Annotated in this window: 16 protein-coding genes; 9 read left to right on the plus strand and 7 right to left on the minus strand. The window is 70.4% G+C overall.

Annotated features, from left to right (window positions below; translation table 11 throughout):
• The first annotated feature begins 844 nt into the window (after positions 1-844).
• Positions 845-1,375: an RICIN domain-containing protein gene (locus O1Q96_RS23085; RefSeq protein WP_269250017.1), complete on the plus strand. Its 531-nt coding sequence runs from the start codon at positions 845-847 to the stop codon at positions 1,373-1,375.
• A 195-nt stretch (positions 1,376-1,570) separates the two neighbouring features.
• Here O1Q96_RS23085 and O1Q96_RS23090 read toward each other — a convergent pair whose 3' ends face one another.
• Entirely contained in the window at positions 1,571-1,783 is a 213-nt protein-coding gene (locus tag O1Q96_RS23090; protein WP_269250018.1) for a hypothetical protein, read from the minus strand.
• A 95-nt stretch (positions 1,784-1,878) separates the two neighbouring features.
• On the opposite strand from O1Q96_RS23090, the gene O1Q96_RS23095 reads away from it, so the two are divergent.
• Positions 1,879-2,757, plus strand: a complete 879-nt coding sequence (locus O1Q96_RS23095; protein ID WP_269250019.1) for a replication-relaxation family protein — start codon at positions 1,879-1,881, stop codon at positions 2,755-2,757.
• 770 nt (positions 2,758-3,527) lie between these two features.
• Positions 3,528-3,848: a hypothetical protein gene (locus O1Q96_RS23100; RefSeq protein ID WP_269250020.1), complete on the plus strand. Its 321-nt coding sequence runs from the start codon at positions 3,528-3,530 to the stop codon at positions 3,846-3,848.
• 100 nt (positions 3,849-3,948) lie between these two features.
• On the opposite strand, the gene O1Q96_RS23105 is transcribed toward O1Q96_RS23100, so the two are convergent.
• The 5 genes from O1Q96_RS23105 to O1Q96_RS23125 form a co-directional block, all read right to left on the minus strand.
• Positions 3,949-4,311 (minus strand): cold-shock protein, encoded by a 363-nt coding sequence (locus tag O1Q96_RS23105; protein ID WP_269253694.1) that lies wholly within the window; start codon positions 4,309-4,311, stop codon positions 3,949-3,951.
• Positions 4,312-4,611: 300 nt separating this feature from the next.
• Positions 4,612-4,761, minus strand: coding sequence for a hypothetical protein (locus O1Q96_RS23110; protein WP_269250021.1), 150 nt, complete (start codon positions 4,759-4,761; stop codon positions 4,612-4,614).
• 316 nt (positions 4,762-5,077) lie between these two features.
• Complete coding sequence (locus tag O1Q96_RS23115; RefSeq protein WP_269250022.1) at positions 5,078-7,213, minus strand: tetratricopeptide repeat protein; 2,136 nt, start codon at positions 7,211-7,213, stop codon at positions 5,078-5,080.
• 9 nt (positions 7,214-7,222) lie between these two features.
• Positions 7,223-7,672: a hypothetical protein gene (locus tag O1Q96_RS23120; protein WP_269250023.1), complete on the minus strand. Its 450-nt coding sequence runs from the start codon at positions 7,670-7,672 to the stop codon at positions 7,223-7,225.
• A 228-nt stretch (positions 7,673-7,900) separates the two neighbouring features.
• Positions 7,901-11,284, minus strand: coding sequence for a Helicase associated domain protein (locus O1Q96_RS23125; protein ID WP_269250024.1), 3,384 nt, complete (start codon positions 11,282-11,284; stop codon positions 7,901-7,903).
• A 247-nt stretch (positions 11,285-11,531) separates the two neighbouring features.
• Between O1Q96_RS23125 and O1Q96_RS23130 the strand changes: the two genes are divergently transcribed.
• On the plus strand, positions 11,532-12,788 hold the full coding sequence (locus O1Q96_RS23130; protein WP_269249902.1) for a cytochrome P450 family protein: 1,257 nt from the start codon (positions 11,532-11,534) through the stop codon (positions 12,786-12,788).
• Between the two features lie 32 nt (positions 12,789-12,820).
• Here the strand turns inward: O1Q96_RS23130 and O1Q96_RS23135 are convergent, their stop codons facing one another.
• Positions 12,821-14,290 carry an FAD-binding oxidoreductase gene (locus O1Q96_RS23135; protein WP_269249901.1) on the minus strand — a complete coding sequence of 490 codons (1,470 nt, stop codon included), beginning with the start codon at positions 14,288-14,290 and terminating at the stop codon, positions 12,821-12,823.
• Between the two features lie 137 nt (positions 14,291-14,427).
• Between O1Q96_RS23135 and O1Q96_RS23140 the strand changes: the two genes are divergently transcribed.
• The 5 genes from O1Q96_RS23140 to O1Q96_RS23160 all read left to right on the plus strand — a co-directional run bounded on the left by O1Q96_RS23140 (position 14,428) and on the right by O1Q96_RS23160 (position 20,213).
• Positions 14,428-14,880, plus strand: a complete 453-nt coding sequence (locus O1Q96_RS23140; protein WP_269249900.1) for a MarR family winged helix-turn-helix transcriptional regulator — start codon at positions 14,428-14,430, stop codon at positions 14,878-14,880.
• Positions 14,881-15,015: 135 nt separating this feature from the next.
• A complete protein-coding gene (locus O1Q96_RS23145; protein ID WP_269249899.1) occupies positions 15,016-16,116 on the plus strand; it encodes a type III polyketide synthase in 1,101 nt (366 codons plus the stop codon).
• Between the two features lie 13 nt (positions 16,117-16,129).
• The gene (locus O1Q96_RS23150; RefSeq protein WP_269249898.1) at positions 16,130-17,128 is read left to right on the plus strand and encodes a class I SAM-dependent methyltransferase; all 999 of its coding nucleotides are present in this window, start codon (positions 16,130-16,132) and stop codon (positions 17,126-17,128) included.
• A 1,076-nt stretch (positions 17,129-18,204) separates the two neighbouring features.
• A complete protein-coding gene (locus O1Q96_RS23155; protein ID WP_269249897.1) occupies positions 18,205-18,633 on the plus strand; it encodes a hypothetical protein in 429 nt (142 codons plus the stop codon).
• The gene (locus O1Q96_RS23160) at positions 18,630-20,213 is read left to right on the plus strand and encodes a multicopper oxidase family protein (protein ID WP_269249896.1); all 1,584 of its coding nucleotides are present in this window, start codon (positions 18,630-18,632) and stop codon (positions 20,211-20,213) included. Before O1Q96_RS23155 ends, O1Q96_RS23160 begins: the two co-directional genes overlap by 4 nt.
• Positions 20,214-20,269 lie beyond the last annotated feature (56 nt).

Here is a 20,269-nt window from a genome sequence, read left to right on the forward strand (position 1 = left end):
CGCGTCTCCTGCCAGCGCAGCAGCCGGCCCCGACCACCATCCCGACCACCGCGGCCCGACCACGGTCACGAAGCGACAACACCGCCCCCGACCAGGCCCACAACCCCACCCACCACCCCGCCGACAACCCCACCCACAACAGTCCGCGCCCCTCCAGCGCCTGACGGCATATCCGCAGCTCACCACCCCTACCAGACCGTGGTCGCCAGCCCGACATCCCCCTCTGCACACCCCCACACCCCCACCAGACAGAAGAAGAAGGAAAGGGAAGGGTGGGGACGGGGTGGGCGTGCCTCGGGGGATCGGGGCGCCGGCTCTGTGTTGCGCGTCGGCGGGGCCTCCGCGCTCGGGCGCCGGGCAAGGCCGGCGCGGGAAGGGGACGGACGGTGGGCCGGGGCGCAGCACGCGCCTGCTGACGCATCGTTGATCATTCGCTGTGCGTCTCCCGTACCGCGGCGAACATCCGCCAGCCCGCACCGGAGCCCGAATCGGAGTCGTGCGGAACGCTGCAAAGGGCCGATCACCGGTCGGCAGGGCATCGTCTGCACCAACGCACTGCCGGAAGACGGCCGCCACCACCCCGACTGCCGGACCAACCTCCAGCGGCAGCCCCTGACGCTGCGCCAGACCCTGTTCGGGAAGCGCCCGGGCAAGCGTCTCCCACCTGCAAGTGCCCTCCGGCGCCCCGCGGCGTTGAACAGCGGGCAAGACACCGGCTTGGCCTGCGCGGTGCGACCGCGCAGTGCGCCGTTCCACCGAATAAGGAGTCACCGTGCGACAGAGTGGTAAGCGACGTGGCCTGCGAAGTGTGCTCATCCTGGGAGCAGCCGCGAGCCTCCTGTCTATGAGCGCAGCCCAGGCGTCCGCGGACTGGCCGAAGCCAGGGCCCTTCTACCAGATCGCCAGCCTCGACCCCACGCACGCAGGCAAATGCCTCCAGATGGACGCCACCCCCATCATGGGAAACAGGGGAGGCGAAGGCCAGTGGGTCATCGCCGCCCCGTGCTCGTCCTCCCCTGTCAGCGCGGCGCAGCGATGGGAACCGATCCACAACTCCGACGGCACCGCTCAGCTGCGCAACCCCGCCACCGGCAAATGCCTGAGCCACGACAGGTTGTACTCGGAGTTCGATGGGGCCGTATGTGCCTGGCCGGAGGCGCCCGCGCGAAATAACTCGTTTGCCTATGACTCCAAGACCCAGCAGATCAAGAACGACCATTTCCTGAAGGCGACGGGGGGCAACTTCGGCACCGAGCCGTGGTCCGGCTGTCTCGACCTCCAGGAGAACGGATTCCTGTCGAACGACACCTGCGACACCATCCCCCAGTCCCAGCTGTTCGAAGTGCGCGTGGGCACAGCGCCCTCAGGGTCCTGACCGGTCCTGTGGCGCTTGGCCGACCAGATGCAGGACGTGCCGATGGTCGACACCATCTGGTTCAGCCGGCAGTGCAGCCCTTTCACCTGTGGCTGCGACCAGGAATTGCCGACGGGCGATCCTGATTCCAGGGCCGTGACCCCTTGACCGCCCCCCCCTTGACCGGCAGGTGGTCAAGGGGGTCCGCTGGGCTTGTCAGCCGCCGAGGACTCCGTTCGGCAGGAGCGTGTTCAGCATGGTCGCGGGGTCTGCCAGGCCACCCAGGAGTGGGTCGAGGATCCCTCCCACGAGCGGCCCGGCCACGGGCACGGGTGCGGCCAGTGCGTCGGCGGCGTAAGCCTGAGTGGGAGCCGAGAGAGCAGCGCCCGTCAGGATGACGGCGGCGATTGCGCGCTTAGTCGTATTCATGACTGCCGTAACGATCACACCGCTTCAAAGACACCGGGCCCGCCCTGCCACCGGTGGACGTTGACGCGCAGGCGACGGGTTCCGGGGCGCGGGGGATGAGCTGGGTGAGGTCGTGGCCGACGGAGGTCCCGCTGAATCTGCCCAGCAGCAGAGGCACCCGCACCGCCGTCCGCGCGGATGCCGTGTTGCAGGCGCCGGAGGCCGGCCTGCCGGTGCTGTTCGTCGAGGTCGACAACTGCACCGAATCCCCCGAGGTACTGGCCGCGAAGTTCGAGAAATACCGCACCTACTTCCGCCTCAAGACCAAGACCGCACAGGGGCTTGAGGTCCCGGTGTGGCGCTCCCGGTACGCGGCGACGGGCAGGGATGGCCACCCGCCCGTCGCCGTGGTGTTCAACCCCGGCACCCGCATGGGCCCGGAAGCGTTGAAGAACCGGATGAACACCGTTCTCCAGCTGTCCCGGCAGGTGTGGTCGGGCACCTACCAGTGGCACGGCACCTACGGGGCGGGCGAAGAACGTGACGGCTACTACGACCACGCGGACGCGATCCCCGTCCTGTTCACCACCCTCGAGCGCCTCCAGACCGGCGGCCCGCACGGCGCGGTATGGAGACGCTGCGGACACGGCCAGTGGGAGACCCTCCCCGACGCCCTCGCCAACCCTCAGGACCACGAAGCGTGGGCTGTCCGTGAGGAAGTACGCCGCCGGCAACGCGACGCGGAGCGCGAAGAGCGGCAGCAGGCCTGGGCAGCGGAACGCGAGCGCTGGGCACAGCAACCCAACCCCGCGCCCGCACCCGAGCCGGAGCCGTGCGAACGCTGCGGACTTGCGATCACCGGCCAGCAGGGCCACCTCTACGACGATGCGCCACCGGAAGACGGTCGCCACTGCCCCACCTGCCGCACCGACCTCCGACAGCAACCCATGACGCTGCGCCAGGCCCTCTTCGGAAAGCGCCCGGGCAACCGGTAACGGACCATCACGGCCCGTGGGCGGGGACCAAGTTGCATAGGCAGCCCGGAAGGCGGGGACCCGGCCGGCACGGGGTTAAGCAGTCAGCCTCGTGGGGCCCTCTGCGCCGGTGTGTTGCGGAGGGTCCGCTCCTTTGAGTGAGCGGTCGGTGCGCCGACAACTCCGGGGGCAGCCGGCGGGCAGGAACGCGGGGTGTCAGGGGCGGGTGTCCAGGACTGCCGACACGGTCGCAGCGATGATGGTGACCGCGGCCATGACGACCAGCACCGTTCTCACCGCCCTCACGCGCCGTCCTGCGCGGGACGCGGGGGCCGGCCCGGGCTGGACTCTCCAGGGCGCGGGCGAATGCTTGCCCTCTGCCGGCATCTGCCGGGCTTGGGCGTCGGTCTCCCGCAGTTGCACGCACCACGCGCAGGTGTCCTCTGCATGGCCGGCACTCCGGGTACCGGGACTCGGATCGGAACAGTCACCGAAGGCTCCCATGGCTGCTCAACGACCGATGCCCGGCCAACGGCCGGAGCCTCACCCGTTTGCCCCGGCCTCCCTGTTCAGCCGCGCCTATCGCAAGAGCCCGGCACGCCTTCGTCTCCCCAGAAGGGAAGCCCGTCCAGCCCGGGGGCACGGCGCCCGGCCGCTGTCTGCTGGTCACACGAGGTGATCAGCCGCCGATGACGCCAGCGGTGTGACGTCGGGCCGCAGTCGCAACCGAAACCCGTCTCGCGGAGCTCTGGACCGTTAGTTGTCCGCACGCCACCCGCTGGGAGACAGAGATGACCCCCTGGAGCAACGAAAGCCTCAGTTCCTGCGCGTACGCCGACCCCTACGCCGTTCCGGACCTCCCTGAGAGCACCTGGCCGACGCCCGTCCAATCCGATGACGACCTGGACTACTTCCTGCCGCCGCCCCACCCCGCCGAACGCCTCCACTCAATCCTCGACCCACGTGATGAACGGCGGCTTGCCCTGAATGCGACGCTCACCGCCGCCGGTATCCCCCCGATGCCGGAAGACCGCGCGGTCATCGACCAGCTCAGCGCCCTGCCGGCAGACGTCAGCACCGTCCTCCAGCGCTGGCTGCACCACACCCTGTGAACCCGAGGAGGGACCCGGGGACCCGGGGACTTGCGACCGTGCGCAACGCGCTGCATCGGGTGGTGACCGGCCCGATTCCTGTCCCGGCCCGGTCACATTCTCACCCGCCGACGGGCACAGGACGTGGGGGCAGTCCAGGCGGCACTATCCAGACGAGCTGACCATGCTGCGGCCGTTCAGCGGGCGGACAGTCCAGCCGGGTCGGATGGATGCCGTCGGCCCGGATGCCATCGGCGTCCTGGGTGACGTCGAAATACACCCGGTGGCCCGGAACCAGCACGCGGTCCGCGTCACCGTGCACCGCCGACCGGTGGGCGACAGCCTCCCAGCCACCGCCGTCCTGAGTGATGGCACCCACACCCCGTCCGGCATCGAACCACTTCACCACACCGCTCGGCACAGGCACCCCCAGCTCTTGGCGCCACCGGATGGAAGCCTCCAGAATCTGCCCGCGCATGATCACCGACAACCGGCGCGGGTCCTGGCGCGCGAGGCAGACACCCCGCGCCCGACCAGGCTTCACCACCCCAAGCAGCCGCCGCTGGCCGACCTTCCGGCCGCCCTCAGGAGGGAGGGGCGGGGGCGGGGTGGGCGTGCCTCGGGGGATCGGGGCGCCGTCCTCTTGTTGCGCGTCGGCGGGGCCTCCACGCTCGGGCGCCGGGCAAGGCCGGCTGGCATGGTGACCCCGACCGTGATCCCGCGAGCCTGCAAGAGCTGTTCGAGGACTGGGGACCCGCCCCATTGACTGGTGCGAGGGGGCTGTTCAGCGCTTCTTGAGGGCGGCCAGGTAGACCCGGACCAGCTCCGCGCCCGCCGTGCACCGCCCGGTCCCTCTCGGGCACTCGTGGCACGCGCGCAGGTGTTCCACATACGTGTCGTAGCTGCGCTGGGCAGCGGGTGTCATGGTGTGCATTCGTGCCTCCCCGCGACCCGCGCCACCGGCGCGCTTGCTTGCCGACGGTCGCCAGTCAAACCCGAGCATATGGCGCGAGGAGCGCGTCTGTACCCCACTGCATGACGACGAAGGAGGGGCCCGTGCCGGTTCCGTCAACGCGGCACGGACCCCGCGCCGAACCTATCCGACGCCCACCAGAGTCCACGGGCCGGAGCTCCATGTGTGAGTGATGGCAGTAGCCGGATCTGGCGGGACGCTCGGCAGAAAGCCAACCGGGAGCCCGGTCGTTGAGGGTGAGTTAAGAAAGCGTGCCACCAGTCACAAGCGCCGGTAGTCAGGTCCCTGACCTGGTGTTTCCGGCGTCTGTGGCTTGGCGGTACGCCTGCTCGGCTTCTTCGTCCCGCCCGGCCCGGGCGAGCAGGTTGCCGAGGTTGTTCGCGGCGTCTGTGTTCCCGGCATCCACGGCCCGGCGGTACGCCTGCTCGGCCTCTTCCACCCGCCCGGCCCGGGCGAGCAGGTTGCCGAGGTTGTTCGCGGCGTCTGTGTCCCCGGTGTTCATGGCTTGGCGGTACAGCTTCTCGGCTTCTTCGTCCCGGCCGGCGTCGGCGAGCAGTTTGCCGAGGTTGTACGCGGCGTTGGTGTTCCCGGCATCCACGGCCTGGCGGTACGCCTGCTCGGCTTCTTCCACCCGCCCGACCCGGGTGAGCAGAATGCCGAGGTTGTTCGCGGCGTCGGTGTGCCCGGCGTTCATGGCGTGGCGGAACAGCTTCTCGGCTTCTTCCATCCGCGCGTCGCTGAGCAGGATGCCGAGGTTGTTCGCGGCGTTGGTGTTCCCGGCGATACTGGCGTAGCGGTACAGCTGCTCAGCCTCTTCCACCCGGCCGGCGTCGGCGAGCAGTTTGCCGAGGTTGTACGCGGCGTCGGTGTTCCCGGCGATACTGGCCTGGCGGTACAGCTGCTCAGCCTCTTCCACCCGCCCGGCCCGGGTGAGCAGAATGCCGAGGTTGTTCGCGGCGTTGGTGTGCCCGGCATCCACGGCCTGGCGGTACAGCTGCTCAGCCTCTTCCACCCGCCCGGCGTCAGCAAGCAGGTTGCCGAGGTTGAACGCGGAGTCGGTGTGCCCGGCGTTCATGGCCTGGCGGTACAGCTGCTCGGCCTCTTCCACCCGCCCGGCGTCGCTGAGCAGAATGCCGAGGTTGAACGCGGCGCCGGGGCTGTGTGGGGCGAGGGGGCGCCAGGCGGCTTCGGCGATGTGGGGTGCGCGGTCGAAGGCGTGGACGCCGATGGTGAAGCGTTCGTCTTCATCGGCAGCGTGGTCCAGGGCGGTCTGCCATGCCTGTTGTGTGACGGGGGTGGTGGTGTGGTCGGGGAGGTAGTCGAAGACGTTCCAGGTGTCGGGGTTGCTGGTGGGCAGGAGCAGGCTGGTGGCGCCGTAGCGCAGGCGCTGGGTCCAGGCCAGGGCCTGGTCGAGTGGTTCGGGGCGCAGCAGGTGGCCGTCGGGCAGGTAGTGCTGGTGGAGGGTGGTGAGCAGGGAGGTGGGGTAGGGCGGGCGCAGTCCGGTGCGGGTGAGATCGACGGCGGCGGCGACCAGGGCGGCGCCGCGGGGATGGCCGCCGGGACGGGCGGCGTGGCGCCATTCGGTGAGCAGGGCGGGGCCGGCGGCGAGGTATTCGGCGACCCCGTAGGGGCCGTGGTGGGTGACGGCGTCGATGATCCGTGAGTCGTCGCAGTCCTTCGCGCGTGCCAGCTCTTCGGTGCTCCAGCGGCGCTCCAGGTACAAAGGCTCGGTCTGCTTGAGCACCCGGGCGCCCGTCCCGACTGCGGCCGTCTGCGGCCCGGCCGGGCCTTCCGGGCGGGTCTCGGCGGTGTGGGGGTAGAAGGTGTCGTAGTGGCGCAGCTGCATGGTGGCCAGCACTGGTGTCTGCAGCCGCACCAGTTCGGCCAGCACCCCCGGCTCCAGCCCGTCAGGGCTCAGGAACCGCTCCAGGTCATCCAGCCACACCACGCACCGCACCAAGGTGGTGGCCACCACGTCCACCGCGATCACCAGATCCGGCCCGGTGTCAGGAGCCAGCACCCGATAGCCGTCCAGCGCCTGGCACCGGCGCACCGCCTGATGGACGGCACGGGTCTTGCCCGCCGTGGACTCCCCGACCACCAGCACCAGCCCGCCCCGCTGCGCAGCCTGGGCGAGCCGTGTCTGCAGCATCATGTCGACGTCCCGGGCCACATACGGCGGCACCGCGTCACCGGCGTCGTCGGGCCGCGCCCGATGCGCCCCGGCCGTCAGGGCGTCCCAGGTCTTCACCAGCGGCCAGCGCCGCGGGTCCTGCAGATATCCGGGCACCCGCACCCCGGCCGTGGTGATCGTCACCGGTCCTGTGATGTCCCGCGCAGTGACGACCACGTCCTGTCGGCCCCCGGACACCTCGGCGTGGACATCACCGTCACCAGACGGCTCCACAGCCATGACCGGCCCTCAGCTCCCGGACCCGCCGGGCCGCTCAGGCGGTGAAGGCGGGCTCGCCGGCAGGCCGAAGTGCAGCCCGCCAGTCACGTCGCGGGCCGTGACCACATTGCCCTGACTACCGCCGGAAATGTTGGTGGAGACGCTGCCCGCTCCGGTATTCGGCACCACCTGCTGCGCCTGCCGGTGCCACGCCTCCAGCGCAGCGGCAAAACCCGCGTCCCTCCCGGCCCGCGCCGCCAACGCGACCGACAAGATCTGTGCCCGCCGCTCATCGGCAGGATCCTGCTCCAAAGACGTCAGCTCCGCCTCAGCCGACACAGGCTCCACCACACCCGACGGACTCTCTTGTCCCCGCCACCGCCGCACCAACGCGACCAAACCCTGCCAGGACTGCCCACCCGCAGCCCCCGCCGCGCCCGTCGCCAACGCCAGCAACAATGCAGCCGATACCGGCTCCATGACCCACCCCCGGTGAAAAGCCTGTCGTCATACCACCGTAGAGCCTTCACCCACTGCAGGAACGTCACGCCCGCAACCTGCTTTGCGGCTATGGCGATGCCATTCGGCCCCACCAAGTTGCTTGGCCCCCAGGGCGCCGCTCCCGCAACCTTGCCTACGATCTGCTCCACGCACAGCCCCACACTCTGCCGCCGGACCGTCGCACGCGCGACCTCCCCCGCCTTCACATCACGCGCGCCCCTCCTTGGCCGCCCACTCCAGCCCGAGGCCGACCAACTGCGCACGCCGTTCCGGGCTGAGCTTGGCGGCCCGGCGCCGGATGTTGTCGAGGAACGCCCCGAGCTTGATCTCTTCGCCGTTCACGTTTTCGACGTGCTTGCGGGCGGGCCGCAGGTGTCCTTCGCGTGCGTGGAACTGGCGGGCGGCGGCGAGGTTGGTGTTCCACCGTTCATCCTGTGACCGCCGTACCGGCTCGACCGTCTCGCCTTCCGCAAGCGGTTCGATGCCGAGGGTCTCCAGCAGGTACTGCTGTGCGGGCATCAGCTTGTCCCACCCCGCCCGCTGCCCGGCGATCCAGGCTCCGAGGTCCTCGCCCTGGACGATGACCTCGCCAGGCCCGGAGGGCAGGCTGCCGCCGGCCTTCACGTGCGCGAGCGCCAACCGGTAGTTGCGTTGCCACGCGATCTTCCAGGCCGGGCACCACCCTGGATCAATCTCCGCCAGAGCCTCCTGACGGCTCGTCGACAGCTCCCCGGCATACGAGACGCCCGTTTCCCCGGCCTCACGCCGTGCGGCGTTCTCCGCTGCCTTGCGGGCCGCGGCGCGCTGGTTCTTGGCCCACACCCCGATAGCCATCGAGCCAGCACCGCCCCCGGTACCGCCGCTGCCCCACACCGCGTTGGCGGGCGGGAGGAAGTGCCCGTGGACGGCCGCATAGGAACGGGCGACCTCGAGGCCGGCGTCCCACGCGGAGGCGTGCACCGACCACACCATCCCCAGCCGCTCCAACTCCGCCACCCGCGAGGCCTCCAAGGTCCCGGCCGTGTAGTACCGGCGCTGATCCGCCACCCAGACCCCCAGCGGATGCGAACCGACCGACCCCCACCCCTCCGGCGTGACGTACGTGAACGCCACCCGCAGCTCCGCGCTACCGGTCTCGCGCAGCCACCGGGTCGCGGCCTCGATGCCACGCCGCCAGTACGCCCCCTCGGGGTCGATGACGCGCAGCTGCACGAACTGCGTGAGCGCGGCCGGGTCGCGTTCCTCGCTGAACCGCAGCACCCCCGCCGCCCGCTCCGAGAGCCGCTGCGCCTCCGGGCTGGCGTCGCCCTGGCCGTCGTCCTCGCCGTCCGGCAGCTCCTCCTCGCCGCGGTCGCCATCGACGGCCGGTCGGCTGTTGCGCAGACGAGGGTCCGCGAGAGCGTCGATCGTCTCCGAGTCGTGCGCCCGCAAGGCGCCAAGGATCTTCCCCAAGATCGAATAAGCGTCGGAAGTGAGCAACTCATTCGGATCCTCACCCGGCCCGAGGAATACCGGGACGATCAGTGTGGCGAGTTTTCCGTGGTCCGGGTTCAATCGCAGAGCGCGCCCGACCATCTGCACGATGTCCACCATTGAGCCGCGTGCATCCGCGAAAAGCACGGCGTCGCATTCGGCGGTATCGACACCTTCCCCGAGAATACGAACTGAAGAAAGAACACGCAATTCAGCACGCATATTCTGACCATCGAATTCGGGTCCCCCGAGAAAGTCGGAGGCGAATTCATCGAGCACGGTCCGGCGGTGTCCGGGTGCGTGTTCGCCGTACAGCCAGTCCGCCCACACCTGGCGTGCGGGCGGGTAGGTGTCGGGGCCGTCCTCGGCGAGCCGGGCCGCGACCGCCGGCACCGACGCCGCCATGGCCTCCGCCTCACTCACCCGGCTGTGGAACGACAGCACCCGACGGAACCGCTCCTCAACCGCCGCGCGCAGCAGACCCGTCTGCACAGCCGCCAGCCGCGCCCCACGCACAGCGTCGGAACCGGTGGCCTCCGTGGCCAGCGCCGCATACAGGTCGGGGTCACGGATGTCGAGACACAGCACCTGGTAGGGCGCCACGATGCCCCGACCGATCGCCTCAGACAGCGTCAGCTTGTACGCCACCGGACCGAACACCGGTGAACCGTCCTCCATCGACGCCACCAACCGCGGCCGCTCACCCTCCGCCTCCCACACCCTGGCGGTAGCCGTCATGTAGAGCCGGCGCTCCGCGGGGAGCTGCGCCTGGTCGTGCACTGCCGCCCACGGCTTCAGACCATCCCCACTCGTACGGTGCGCCTCATCCACGACCATCAGGCTCCACACCCCAAGACCAGCCGCATGCGCGCGCTGGAGGATACCGAGTCCGACCGACGCGTACGTGGCGAACACCGTGACCGTCTCCAGCCCCGACATCCACGCGACCAACTCGTCAGGGTCGGTCGTGCACGGCAGCCCCTGAAGTTCCTTGCGGGCGGCCAGGTCGTCGTTGATGAAGCGGGCCATCGACCACAGGTCCTCGGGCTGATAGCGCACCTCGCAGTGCAGCGCCGATACGAAGCAGCCGGCTTCGTCCTCGGACACCGGGCGCCGCAGCTCGTCCCGCAGGGCGACCGGGGAGCCGACCGCGAAGCGCGCCAAGGGCCGGGCTTCGGCGTCGCGGGCCACGGCACAGGCCAGCGCCGCGGCCAGCACACCGTGCAGGGTGGCTCCTTCCCGTTTGCAGGCGAGCGCGAGACCTTCCAGGACGTCGCTGCCGAGGGACCGGTGCAGCATCCGGGTCCGGCGCTGGGCGAAGGGCACGAAGCGCTCCGGCTCGAGCCGGCCCACCGCGTCCGCGTCCGCGGCCGCCGGGGGCTCTGCCCCGCCGGCCGCCCCGGAGCCCACCCCGCCGGCCGCCCCCGGGTTCGCCCCGGAGCCCGCCCCGGAGTCCGCCCCCGGGTTCGCCCCGGGGTTCGCCCCGTCGGCCGTCTGCGGGCCGGCCGGCGCATTCGCCCCCGGGCGGAAGCGCTCCGGGAAGAGGGCCTCGAACGGCTGCGGCAGGGGGCCGTGCGGCGCGGCTCTGCGGCCTGACGGGGGCGGCGCGGCCGCGAGCCGCACCCACTGGCGCAGCAGGGAGAGTGCGGTCGTCCCGTCCGCGATGCAGTGCGGGACGGTGAGGATGAGGTCGTGGGTCTGGTCCGGTGCGCTGATGAGGACGGCGCGGGCCAGCGGTCCCGACCGCCAGTCGATGGGGTCCGTCAGTTCCCGGCCGTCCACCTCGCGCGTCCAGTGCGCGTCGCCGGCGCCGGCCACGCGTACCTCGCGCAGCGGGATCGGCAGGTCCACCGGCACGAACCGGGGCCCGCCGCCGGGTGTGCGCGGCGGGTTTTGCGCTATGGCCGTGCGCAGGAGCGGATGGCGGTCCTGCAGCGCGCCCAGTGCGGTGCGCAGCACCGGTGCCGAGAGCTCCCCCTCGATGCGTACGCGGGCGCAGACGTTGAGCGTGGAGAGCTGGTCGATGATCCAGTACCAGCGCTCCCCCGGGCTCAGGGCGCGCGACGTGGCGGCGCGCCCGCCGGTGCCGTTCTCCGTCAGGGCGCTCGATGCGTTCATAGCGGACACTCCCCATCGCCATTCGCGGGTCCGGTGCCGTACCGGATGGTCGAGGGAGGCTAGCAATGCGTGATCGAGTGCCGGTCGAGTATTTCCGTGCCCTACCTCGTGCAGGTAATTGACCTGCGCATTATGGTCCGTTCCCAGTCGTTCCCAAGTGGGCTGTGTGGTCAGTTCTCAGTCGTTCTCAAGAGGATCGTGCTGCCATTCTCGAGCCGGACTCAAGTCAGCCTGAAGGAATGTCACCATGACCCTGACGACGCTCAGCCAGAATTCTTCCGCGCTCTTTTCCATCGACCCGTCGGGCACCGACCGCCATGGGGAGGCAGCGCGGATGCGCGCCCTGGGTCCGGTGGTCCGTGCCGTGCTGCCCGGTGGTGTGCGGATGTGGGTGGTCACCGATTACGCGCTGCTCGCCGAGCTGGCCGCCGACCCGAGGGTGGGGCGGGACTGGCGCAACTGGGAGGCGCTGCGCCGCGGGGAGATCCCCGACGACTGGCCGCTGCTCGGCATGATCCGCCTGAACAACATGATGGCCCGCGACGGTGCGGAGCACCGGCGGCTGCGCCGCCCGCTGACCCGCACCTTCACCCGGAGCCGGGTCGAGAGCATGGGGCCGCGGATCGACCGGATCGTGGCCGCCATGCTGGACGACCTGCCGCGCCGGGCCGCGGCGGACGGCACGGTCGATCTGCGGCGGCACTACGCCTACCCGTTCCCCATGCAGGTGATCTGCGAGCTCATCGGCATACCCGAGGCGTGGTGGTCACGCTTGCGTGAGCTCATCAGCACCGTCATCCGCGCCGACACGACCGCCGAGCAGTTCCGCGCCACCGGGCAGGAGCGGCACGAACTGTTCCAGCGGCTGTTCGCCATGCGCCGCGCCGAGCCCGCCGACGACCTGACCAGCGCGCTGCTCGCCCTCAACGAGGATGCCGACGACGCCTTCACCAGCGAGGAACTCGAGGACACCCTGTGGACACTGATCGGCGCGGGCCATGAGACCTCGATCAGTCTGATCGTCAACGCCACCCGGGCGCTGCTGACCCACCCCGAGCAGCTGGCGATGGTCCGCGAGGGCGGCCCCGCCCTCTGGAGCCAGGTCATCGAGGAGACCCTGCGCTGGGACTCCCCCGTGGGCAACTTCCCGGCCCGTTTCCCGACCGAGGACATCACGGTGGCCGGCGTCACCATTCCCCGGGGGGACGCCATCCTCGCTCCGTGGAGCGGTGTCAACCGTGATCCCAAGCAGTACGGCGAGAGCGCCGGCCGGTTCGACATCACGCGGCCGGTCAAGCGGCATCTGGCGTTCGGCACCGGACCGCACGTGTGCATCGGCCCGGGCCTGGCCCGGGCCGAGGCGATGGCCGCGCTGCCTGCGCTGTTCGCCCGCTATCCCGAACTGCGGCTCGCCGTGGACCCCTTGGAGCTGTCCCCGGTCCCCTCCCTGTTCTCCAACTCCGTCACCGGCCTGCCCGTGCACCTGGGCCCCCAGAAGCGCTGACGCCCCTCCCCCCGGGCGGGGCGGGGCCTGTCCTAGCCTTGCCCGGGGGCGGCCGGCGGGATGTTGTGGTTGAGCCGGAAGAGGTTCTGCGGGTCGTAGGCGGCCTTGATCTCGGTGAGGCGCCGGTAGTCCTCGGGCTCGTACGCGGAGCGCACGTGCTGGGCGTCCCGCTCGCCGTTGAGGAAGGTCAGGGCCCGGCCTCCGGTGCTCCAGGGCCCGATGGCCGTGAGAAGACGCTCGTGCGCGGGCCGGATGTCGGTGATGGGGGCGCGCTCCAGCCGCGAGACCACGCTCAGCAGGTAGTGCGCGTCGCGGTTGCCGACCGCGTTCGGGACGTCGGCCGGGCGCGCGAGCCGTCCGCCCAGGTGCCGCAGTTCGACGACGTGGGGCACCGGCGTGTGCGGTCCCATGTGGTCCAGCAGGGCCCCCACCGCGCCGGCGTCGAGTGCGCCCAGCATGGCGGTGCCGGACTCGAAGGTGCCCGCCGCGGTCGGGTCGTTGTGGACGGTGCCGACCTCGGCGCAGGACAGTTCACGGACGGTGTCGTTGAAGGGGTTCAGCGCCCGCAGCGGCGCCACCAGATCCTTGCCGGCGCCGAGGTCGTCCGCCGCGTAGGCGATGCGCACGTGCAGGACGTGCCGGCCGCGCAGCGGCGGCGGCAGCACCGGCAGGTCGGGGAAGGAGATCACCGCGACGGAGGAGGTCATCTCGTCCGGCATGCCGGCCGACCACTGCACATACCTCTCGAGGACCTCGCGGGCCGACGCGAAGTCGAAGAACAGTCCCCCGCCGTAGAGCGCCGGAACCGGCATGAGGTCGATCTCGAGGCCGGTGACCACGCCGAAGTTGTCCCGGCCGCCGCGCAGCGCCCAGAACAGGTCGGGCTCCGACGTCGCGGTGACGTGCCGCAGCCGGCCGTCCGCCGTGACGACATCGATGCTCCGCACCCGGTCGGCGGCGTACCCGTAGCGCCTCGACAGCAGTCCCAGGCCGCCGCCCAGGGTGTACGACACCACGCCGACCGACGGGGCCGAGCCCGCCAGCGGGGCCAGCCCGGCCGGCGCCGCCTCGTGGATCACCCGGTCCCAGCTCACCCCGGCGGCGACCCACGCGGTGCCCGCCCCGGCGTCCACCCGCACGCCGGTCATCCGGGAGGTGTTGATGAGCACGCCGCCCTCGCCGGCGACGGCCCCCAGCGCATGGCCGGTGCCCTGGACCGCCACCGCGAGGCCGTGCCGGCCGGCGAACTCCACCGCCGCCTGCACATCGGCGGGACCGGTCGCACCCACCAGCAGCGAGGGCCGGTGCGAGCGCGCGGTCTGCGCCCCGGCCCGTTCCGCGTCGTACCTCTCGTCCCGGGGCGTCAGCACCGGCCCCCGCACCCGCCGGCCTAAGGCTTCGAGCGCCTCGGCGCCGAAACCCGCATCCTGCGCGCCCTGCGCGTCCTGCGCGGTCTGGGTGTTGCGGGTGACCTGGGTGTTCTCCTGGCCCGAACTGCTCATGACTGTTCCCTTCCTGACCGGTGTCGCATCGTGTCTCGCGGCCGGGTCGCCGGCCCCGCTAGAGTTAGTCAAGCAACCGTACTACTTTTTAGTCAAGCACCCTGACGACATTGGCTGTGCCAGAAAGGTGGCCCGAGATGACCACACCATCCGGGGAGCCGGGCGAGCGCCGGGTTCCGCTGCCCACCCTGCTCACGCAGGCCAAGGACCTCACCGTCGAGCAGCTCCACCGGCGCCTCGACGAGGAGGGGTTCGAAGGGATCAGGTTCCGGCACGGCTCCGTCTTCCGGTTCGTGGGCCCCGAGGGCTCACGGCTGACCGCGCTCGCCGAACGCTCCGGGTTCAGCAAGCAGGCGATCGGTGAAGTGGTCGACGAACTCGAGCGGCTGGGCTATGTCGAGCGGACAGCGGACCCGGGCGACCGCCGGGCGAAGATCATCCGGCTGACGGAACGGGGAGCGCAGGGCCAGCTGGCCGGCGCCCGGATTCTCGGGGACATCGAACGGATGTGGGCCCATTACCTCGGACAGGACCAGATCGCCCTGCTGCGGCGGGCATTGGAAGAGATTATCGCGCGCCAGGACGAATAGCCACCCGCACATGACACTTCCCTCTCCGGCACCAAAGGAACCCGAGTCCGCTCCAAGTGCCCCTCAAGCGCGGTGCGTCAGAGTATCGAGGTGTCGAACTCCCAGCCGACTCCTCAGAAGGTGGACTTCACGGATATGCCAACGCTATGCAAACCGGCGGTGGATGTGCCGGAATACGTCATCACCCTTGAAGAAACCCTGAAGTTCGCCGAGAAAACCCACGCCGGGAAGCCGCAGCTGCCGCTGGCACTCAGGCTGATCCAGAACACCGGTGTGAAGAAACGGCACATCGTCCAGCCGATCGAGAAGACGCTCCGCCATCCCGGCCTCGAGGAACGCAACCGGATATTCGAGGCCGAATCCAAGAAGAGATGCCCGCCAGTCATCGAACGGGCCCTGGCGAACGCCCGGCTGACCGCCCGGGACATCGACGCGATCATCTTCGTGTCCTGCACCGGGTTCCTGATGCCGTCGATGACGGCATGGCTGATCAACAACATGGGGTTCCGCACCGACACCCGGCAGATACCCATCGCCCAGCTGGGCTGCGCCGCCGGCGGCGCCGCGGTCAACCGGGCCCACGACTTCTGCACCGCCTACCCGCAGAGCAACGTGCTGATCGTCTCCTGCGAACTGTGCTCACTGTGCTACCAGCCCGGCGACGACAACATCGGCTCCCTGCTGTCCGACGGGCTGTTCGGCGACGCGGTCGCGGCCGCCGTGGTGCGCGGCAGCGGCGGCACCGGCGTGCGGCTGGAGCGCAACGCCTCGTACATCATCCCCCACACCGAGGACTGGATCTCCTACGCCGTGCGGTCCACCGGCTTCCACTTCCAGCTGGACCGCCGGGTGCCCGGCACCATGGAGCCGCTCGCACCGGTCCTGCGGGACCTCGCGATGAGCCACGGCTGGGACATCGGCGCCCTGGACTTCTACATCATCCACGCCGGCGGCCCGCGCATCCTCGCCGACCTGAGCACCTTCCTGGGCGTCGACCTCCACATGTTCCGGCACAGCTGGGCGACGCTCACCGAATACGGGAACATCGCCAGCGCCGTCGTCTTCGACGCGCTGCGCAGGCAGTTCGAGGAAGACACGATGACCGAGCACGCCACCGGAGTGATCGCGGGTTTCGGCCCCGGCATCACCGCCGAGATGGCCGTCGGCAGCTGGCGCACCGAAGCGCCCGCGATCACCGCGGACCTGCGCCGGCAGGCCGTGCCGGCAACCCTGTGAGGAGAAGAACACGATGACGGGCACCCTGCCTTCCCCCCACCGGATCCTGGAGATCGCCAGCGGCTACTGGGCCACCGGCCTCCTCGGCGTGGCCACCGGGCACGCGCTGTTCACCCTCATCCACGGCGGCCTGGACCGTGCCGGCCCGCTGGCCGAGAAGACCGGCCTGGCCGAACGCGGCATGCAGACCCTCCTCGACGGGCTCGTCGGCCTGGGACTGCTCACCACAAGCGACGGCACCTACCGCAACACCCCCGAAGCCGCGCTGTACCTGGTCCACGGACAGCCCACCGACATCAGCGGCTTCGCCCAGCTCAAACTCGCCGAAATGGACAAACTCGCAGGCCGCCTCGGCGTGTTCGCCGCCGGAGGCCCGCAGACCGCCCCGATGGTGGAGGTCGCCGACAACCCCCACTGGGAAAACGTCGTCACCGCCATCGCCGGCCTGTCGGTCACCGCCGCACACACCGCCGCCGGCCTCCTGGACCTGGCCGGACGCACCCACCTCTCGATCCTCGACGTGGGCGGCGGATCAGGCATCTTCTCCTCCCTGTGGCTGCGCCTCAACCCCGCCGCCCGCGCCACACAGCTCGACTGGCAGCCCATCAACGCCATCGCCCGCCGCCTGCTCGCCCAGCACGGCCTCACCGACCGGTTCACGAGCCTGGACGGTGACTTCCACACCGTCCCGCTCGACACCGCCGCCTACGACGTGGCCGTCTACTCCCACGTCGCCCACCAGGAAGGACCCCAAGACAACACAGCCGTCTTCACCAAACTCCGCAACGCCCTCACCCCCGGCGGCACCCTCGTCGTATGCGACTACATCGTCGAGGACGACCGCAGCGGCCCCGCCTTCCCCCTCCTGTTCGCCTCGGAAATGCTCCTCAAAAGCAACAACGGCGGAACATGGCGCCGCGCCGACTACACCGCCTGGCTGACCGAAGCCGGCTTCGAAACCATCTCCTTCCACCCCACCCCCTCCCCCGCCACACTCGTCATCGCCCGCTGACCACCCCCCGAAGAACCAGACCACCCAACCCACCACCACCGCCCAACCCGCCACAGCAACCCGGCCACCGCCCAGCCCGCCGCCGCCGCGGGTGCCGCGGGTGCCGCCGTCACCGGCCGCCGCGAACCCCGCCACCACCACCGCGCTCCCCCACACCCCCACAGCGACAGCGACGGCGCCCTTTCCGAGACGGTGGCACCGGCGCCCTCTCGAAACGCTCCTGCGCCCCCGCCACCGCCGCCCTCCCCTGATGCACCCGGACCCCCTGCCGGCGAGAACCCCACCCCCGCGGCGCCCCTGCCTGCGGGAACCCCACTCCCGGGCGCCCGGCCGGCGCGTGAGGACCCTCCCGCAGAGCACCCGGGCAACGCGGCGCTCAAGCCCGGGCACGGCCCTCCCGGCACGGCCACACCAGGACACCCGCACCCGCACCCGCACCCGCACCCGACGGTGCGTCAGCACCCGCCCGCCGGTGCGCCCGCACCCGCCGGTGCGTCAGCACCCGCCGGTGCGTCAGCACCCGTACCCGTGCCCGGCGGTGCGCCCGCATCCGCCGCACCCGCGCCCGTACCCGCCGGTGCGTCAGCACCCGTACCCGTGCCCTGCGGTGCGCCCGTGTCAGCGACGGCAGGACACCATGCGGAGCCATCGACGCCGCCCGCCCGGCCGTGCCCTACCGGCCGGGCGGGCGGGAAAGGCCCCTTTTCGCCAACGGGGGGAAACAGCCGGCCCGTTTTCCGGTGAACGGGAAACATGCCGGCCGCAATCCGCAGCCGTCAGCGACGGCGGACCTTCCCGGCCGACCAACTGCGTCAAAGATGAACACCGCCCGCGCAACACCTCCCCCCAAAAAAGAAGAAAAAAGGGAGGGCGGGGCCGGCGGGCATGAGACGCGTCCCGCACCGGGCGGACAGCACACCACACAGCCCGAAGAGAACCTGTGGCTCGATCTCCACCCCACCCGATGGCTTTATCGTCCCTGCCCGTTCGAGGGTCACTTGAGGATCGCTCAACTGCCCTGCCAAAAGGCCGGATCCGGGTTGCAGGCCGCCGGGCATCCGGGTTGGATCAGCGGTATGTCCTTGCGCCCCGCTCTGCTGTCCTTGCGCATCACCGCGGCATTCCAGTCGATTCTGATGCTCGTTCAGGTCGCCCTGGCCGGAGGCTTTCTCGGCGGCCATTTCGACATGCTGGCGATGCACGGAACACTCGGCCGTGTCATCACAGTGGCCGCCCTCCTGATGGCCGTCGCCGCGTTCTTCGTGCGCCGCCGCGGCGGACCCGCCGCGGTGTTCCCCGCCTCGGTCGTCGTGCTGCTGGCACTCGTGGCCCAGATCGCCCTCGGACTCGCCCGCAGCGTCGCCCTGCACGTCCTGCTCGGCGTCATCCTCGTCTCCGCCGTCGCGGTGCTCTCCCACCGCGTGATGACCACCCCCCTGCCCGCCCGGGCCCCGGCCGCCGTCCGCACCCCGGACCAGACCCCCCAGCCGGAGCCGGCCACATGAGGCGGCGCACCCTGCTGGGCGCCGGCGGGGCGATGCTCGGCGCCGGCGCCCTGACCGCGGCCGGCTGGCCGGCACTGAGCCGCTACGCACGCGAGGGCCGCCCCGGCACCGTGCTCCCCAGCCAGACCGAACTGCCGGCCCCCTTCCGCACCCCCCTGCCGATCCCCCGCGTGCTGGCCCCCACATCGACCAGCGGCACCACAGACCACTACGACATCACCCAGCAACACACCGAACTGGAGATCCTGCCCGGACTGCGCACCCCGGCATGGACCTACGCAGGCACCTTCCCCGGACCGACCATCGTCTCCCGCTCGGGACGCCGCACCGTCGTACGCCACCGCAACGAACTCGACCGCCCCGCCGTGGTCCACCTGCACGGCGGCCACACCCCGGCAGCCAGCGACGGCTACCCCACCTCCCTGATCCTGCCCGCCGACGGCTCCTACGACGCCCACCGCGTCCACCAGGACATGAACGGCGGACCCCACGGCTCATCCATGGGCCACCACCCCATGGACCTCACCGAAGGAACCCGCACCTACACCTACCCCCTCGACCAGCGCGCCGCGACCCTCTGGTACCACGACCACCGCATGAGCTACACCGGCACCGCCGTCTGGATGGGACTCGCCGGATTCCACCTCATCCACGACGACGAAGAAGAACAACTGGAACTGCCCCGCGGCGACCGGGACATCCCCCTCATGATCACAGACCGCTCGTTCGCCGCCGACGGATCATTCCGCTACCCCGCCCTGGACCCCCAGCTGCACACCCCAGGCGTCACCGACACCTACATGAACGGCGTCCTGGGCGACGTCATCCTCGTCAACGGCGCCCCCTGGCCCGTGCACCACACCCAACGGCTGCGCTACCGGCTACGCCTCCTCAACGCCTCCAACGCCCGCCTGTACACACTGCAACTCGACCCCCAGCCCCCAGGCGGCGGCGGCCTCCTCCAGATCGGCAGCGACGGCGGACTCCTCAACACCCCCCGCCCCCACGACACCCTGGACATCGCCCCCGGCGAACGCTTCGACATCATCATCGACTTCTCCCGCTACCGCCCCGGCACCCAAGTACGCCTCCTCAACCGCAACGCAGACGGCCCCACAGCCCAGATCATGCGCTTCGACACCGGCTCCGGCTCCCCCCACGACGACACCAGAGTCCCCCACCGACTCAGCGACATACCCCGCCTCGACCCAAGCCGGGCCACCATCACCCGCGACTTCCACTTCCGCGGCTCCACCACAGGCTGGACCATCAACGGCAAAGAATACAAACCAGGACACACACTGGCCCGCCCCCAACTCGGCCAAATAGAAATCTGGCGGTTCACCACCAACTTCCACCACCCCATCCACCTCCACCTCAACCACTTCCAGGTCCTGACCCGCAACAACCACACCCCCGGAACCTTCGACCACGGCTGGAAAGACACCATCAACCTCCACCCCGCCGAAGCCGTCGAAATAACCACCCACTTCACCCACTACCCCGGCACCTACATGATCCACTGCCACAACCTCGAACACGAAGACATGGCCATGATGGCCGACTTCACCACCCACTAACCCCACCCACCCCCACCACCCAGACAAGCCCGAGAAACCCTGCCGAACGGAGACGA

It is taken from the genome of Streptomyces aurantiacus, assembly GCF_027107535.1.
Classification (GTDB): Bacteria; Actinomycetota; Actinomycetes; order Streptomycetales; family Streptomycetaceae; genus Streptomyces.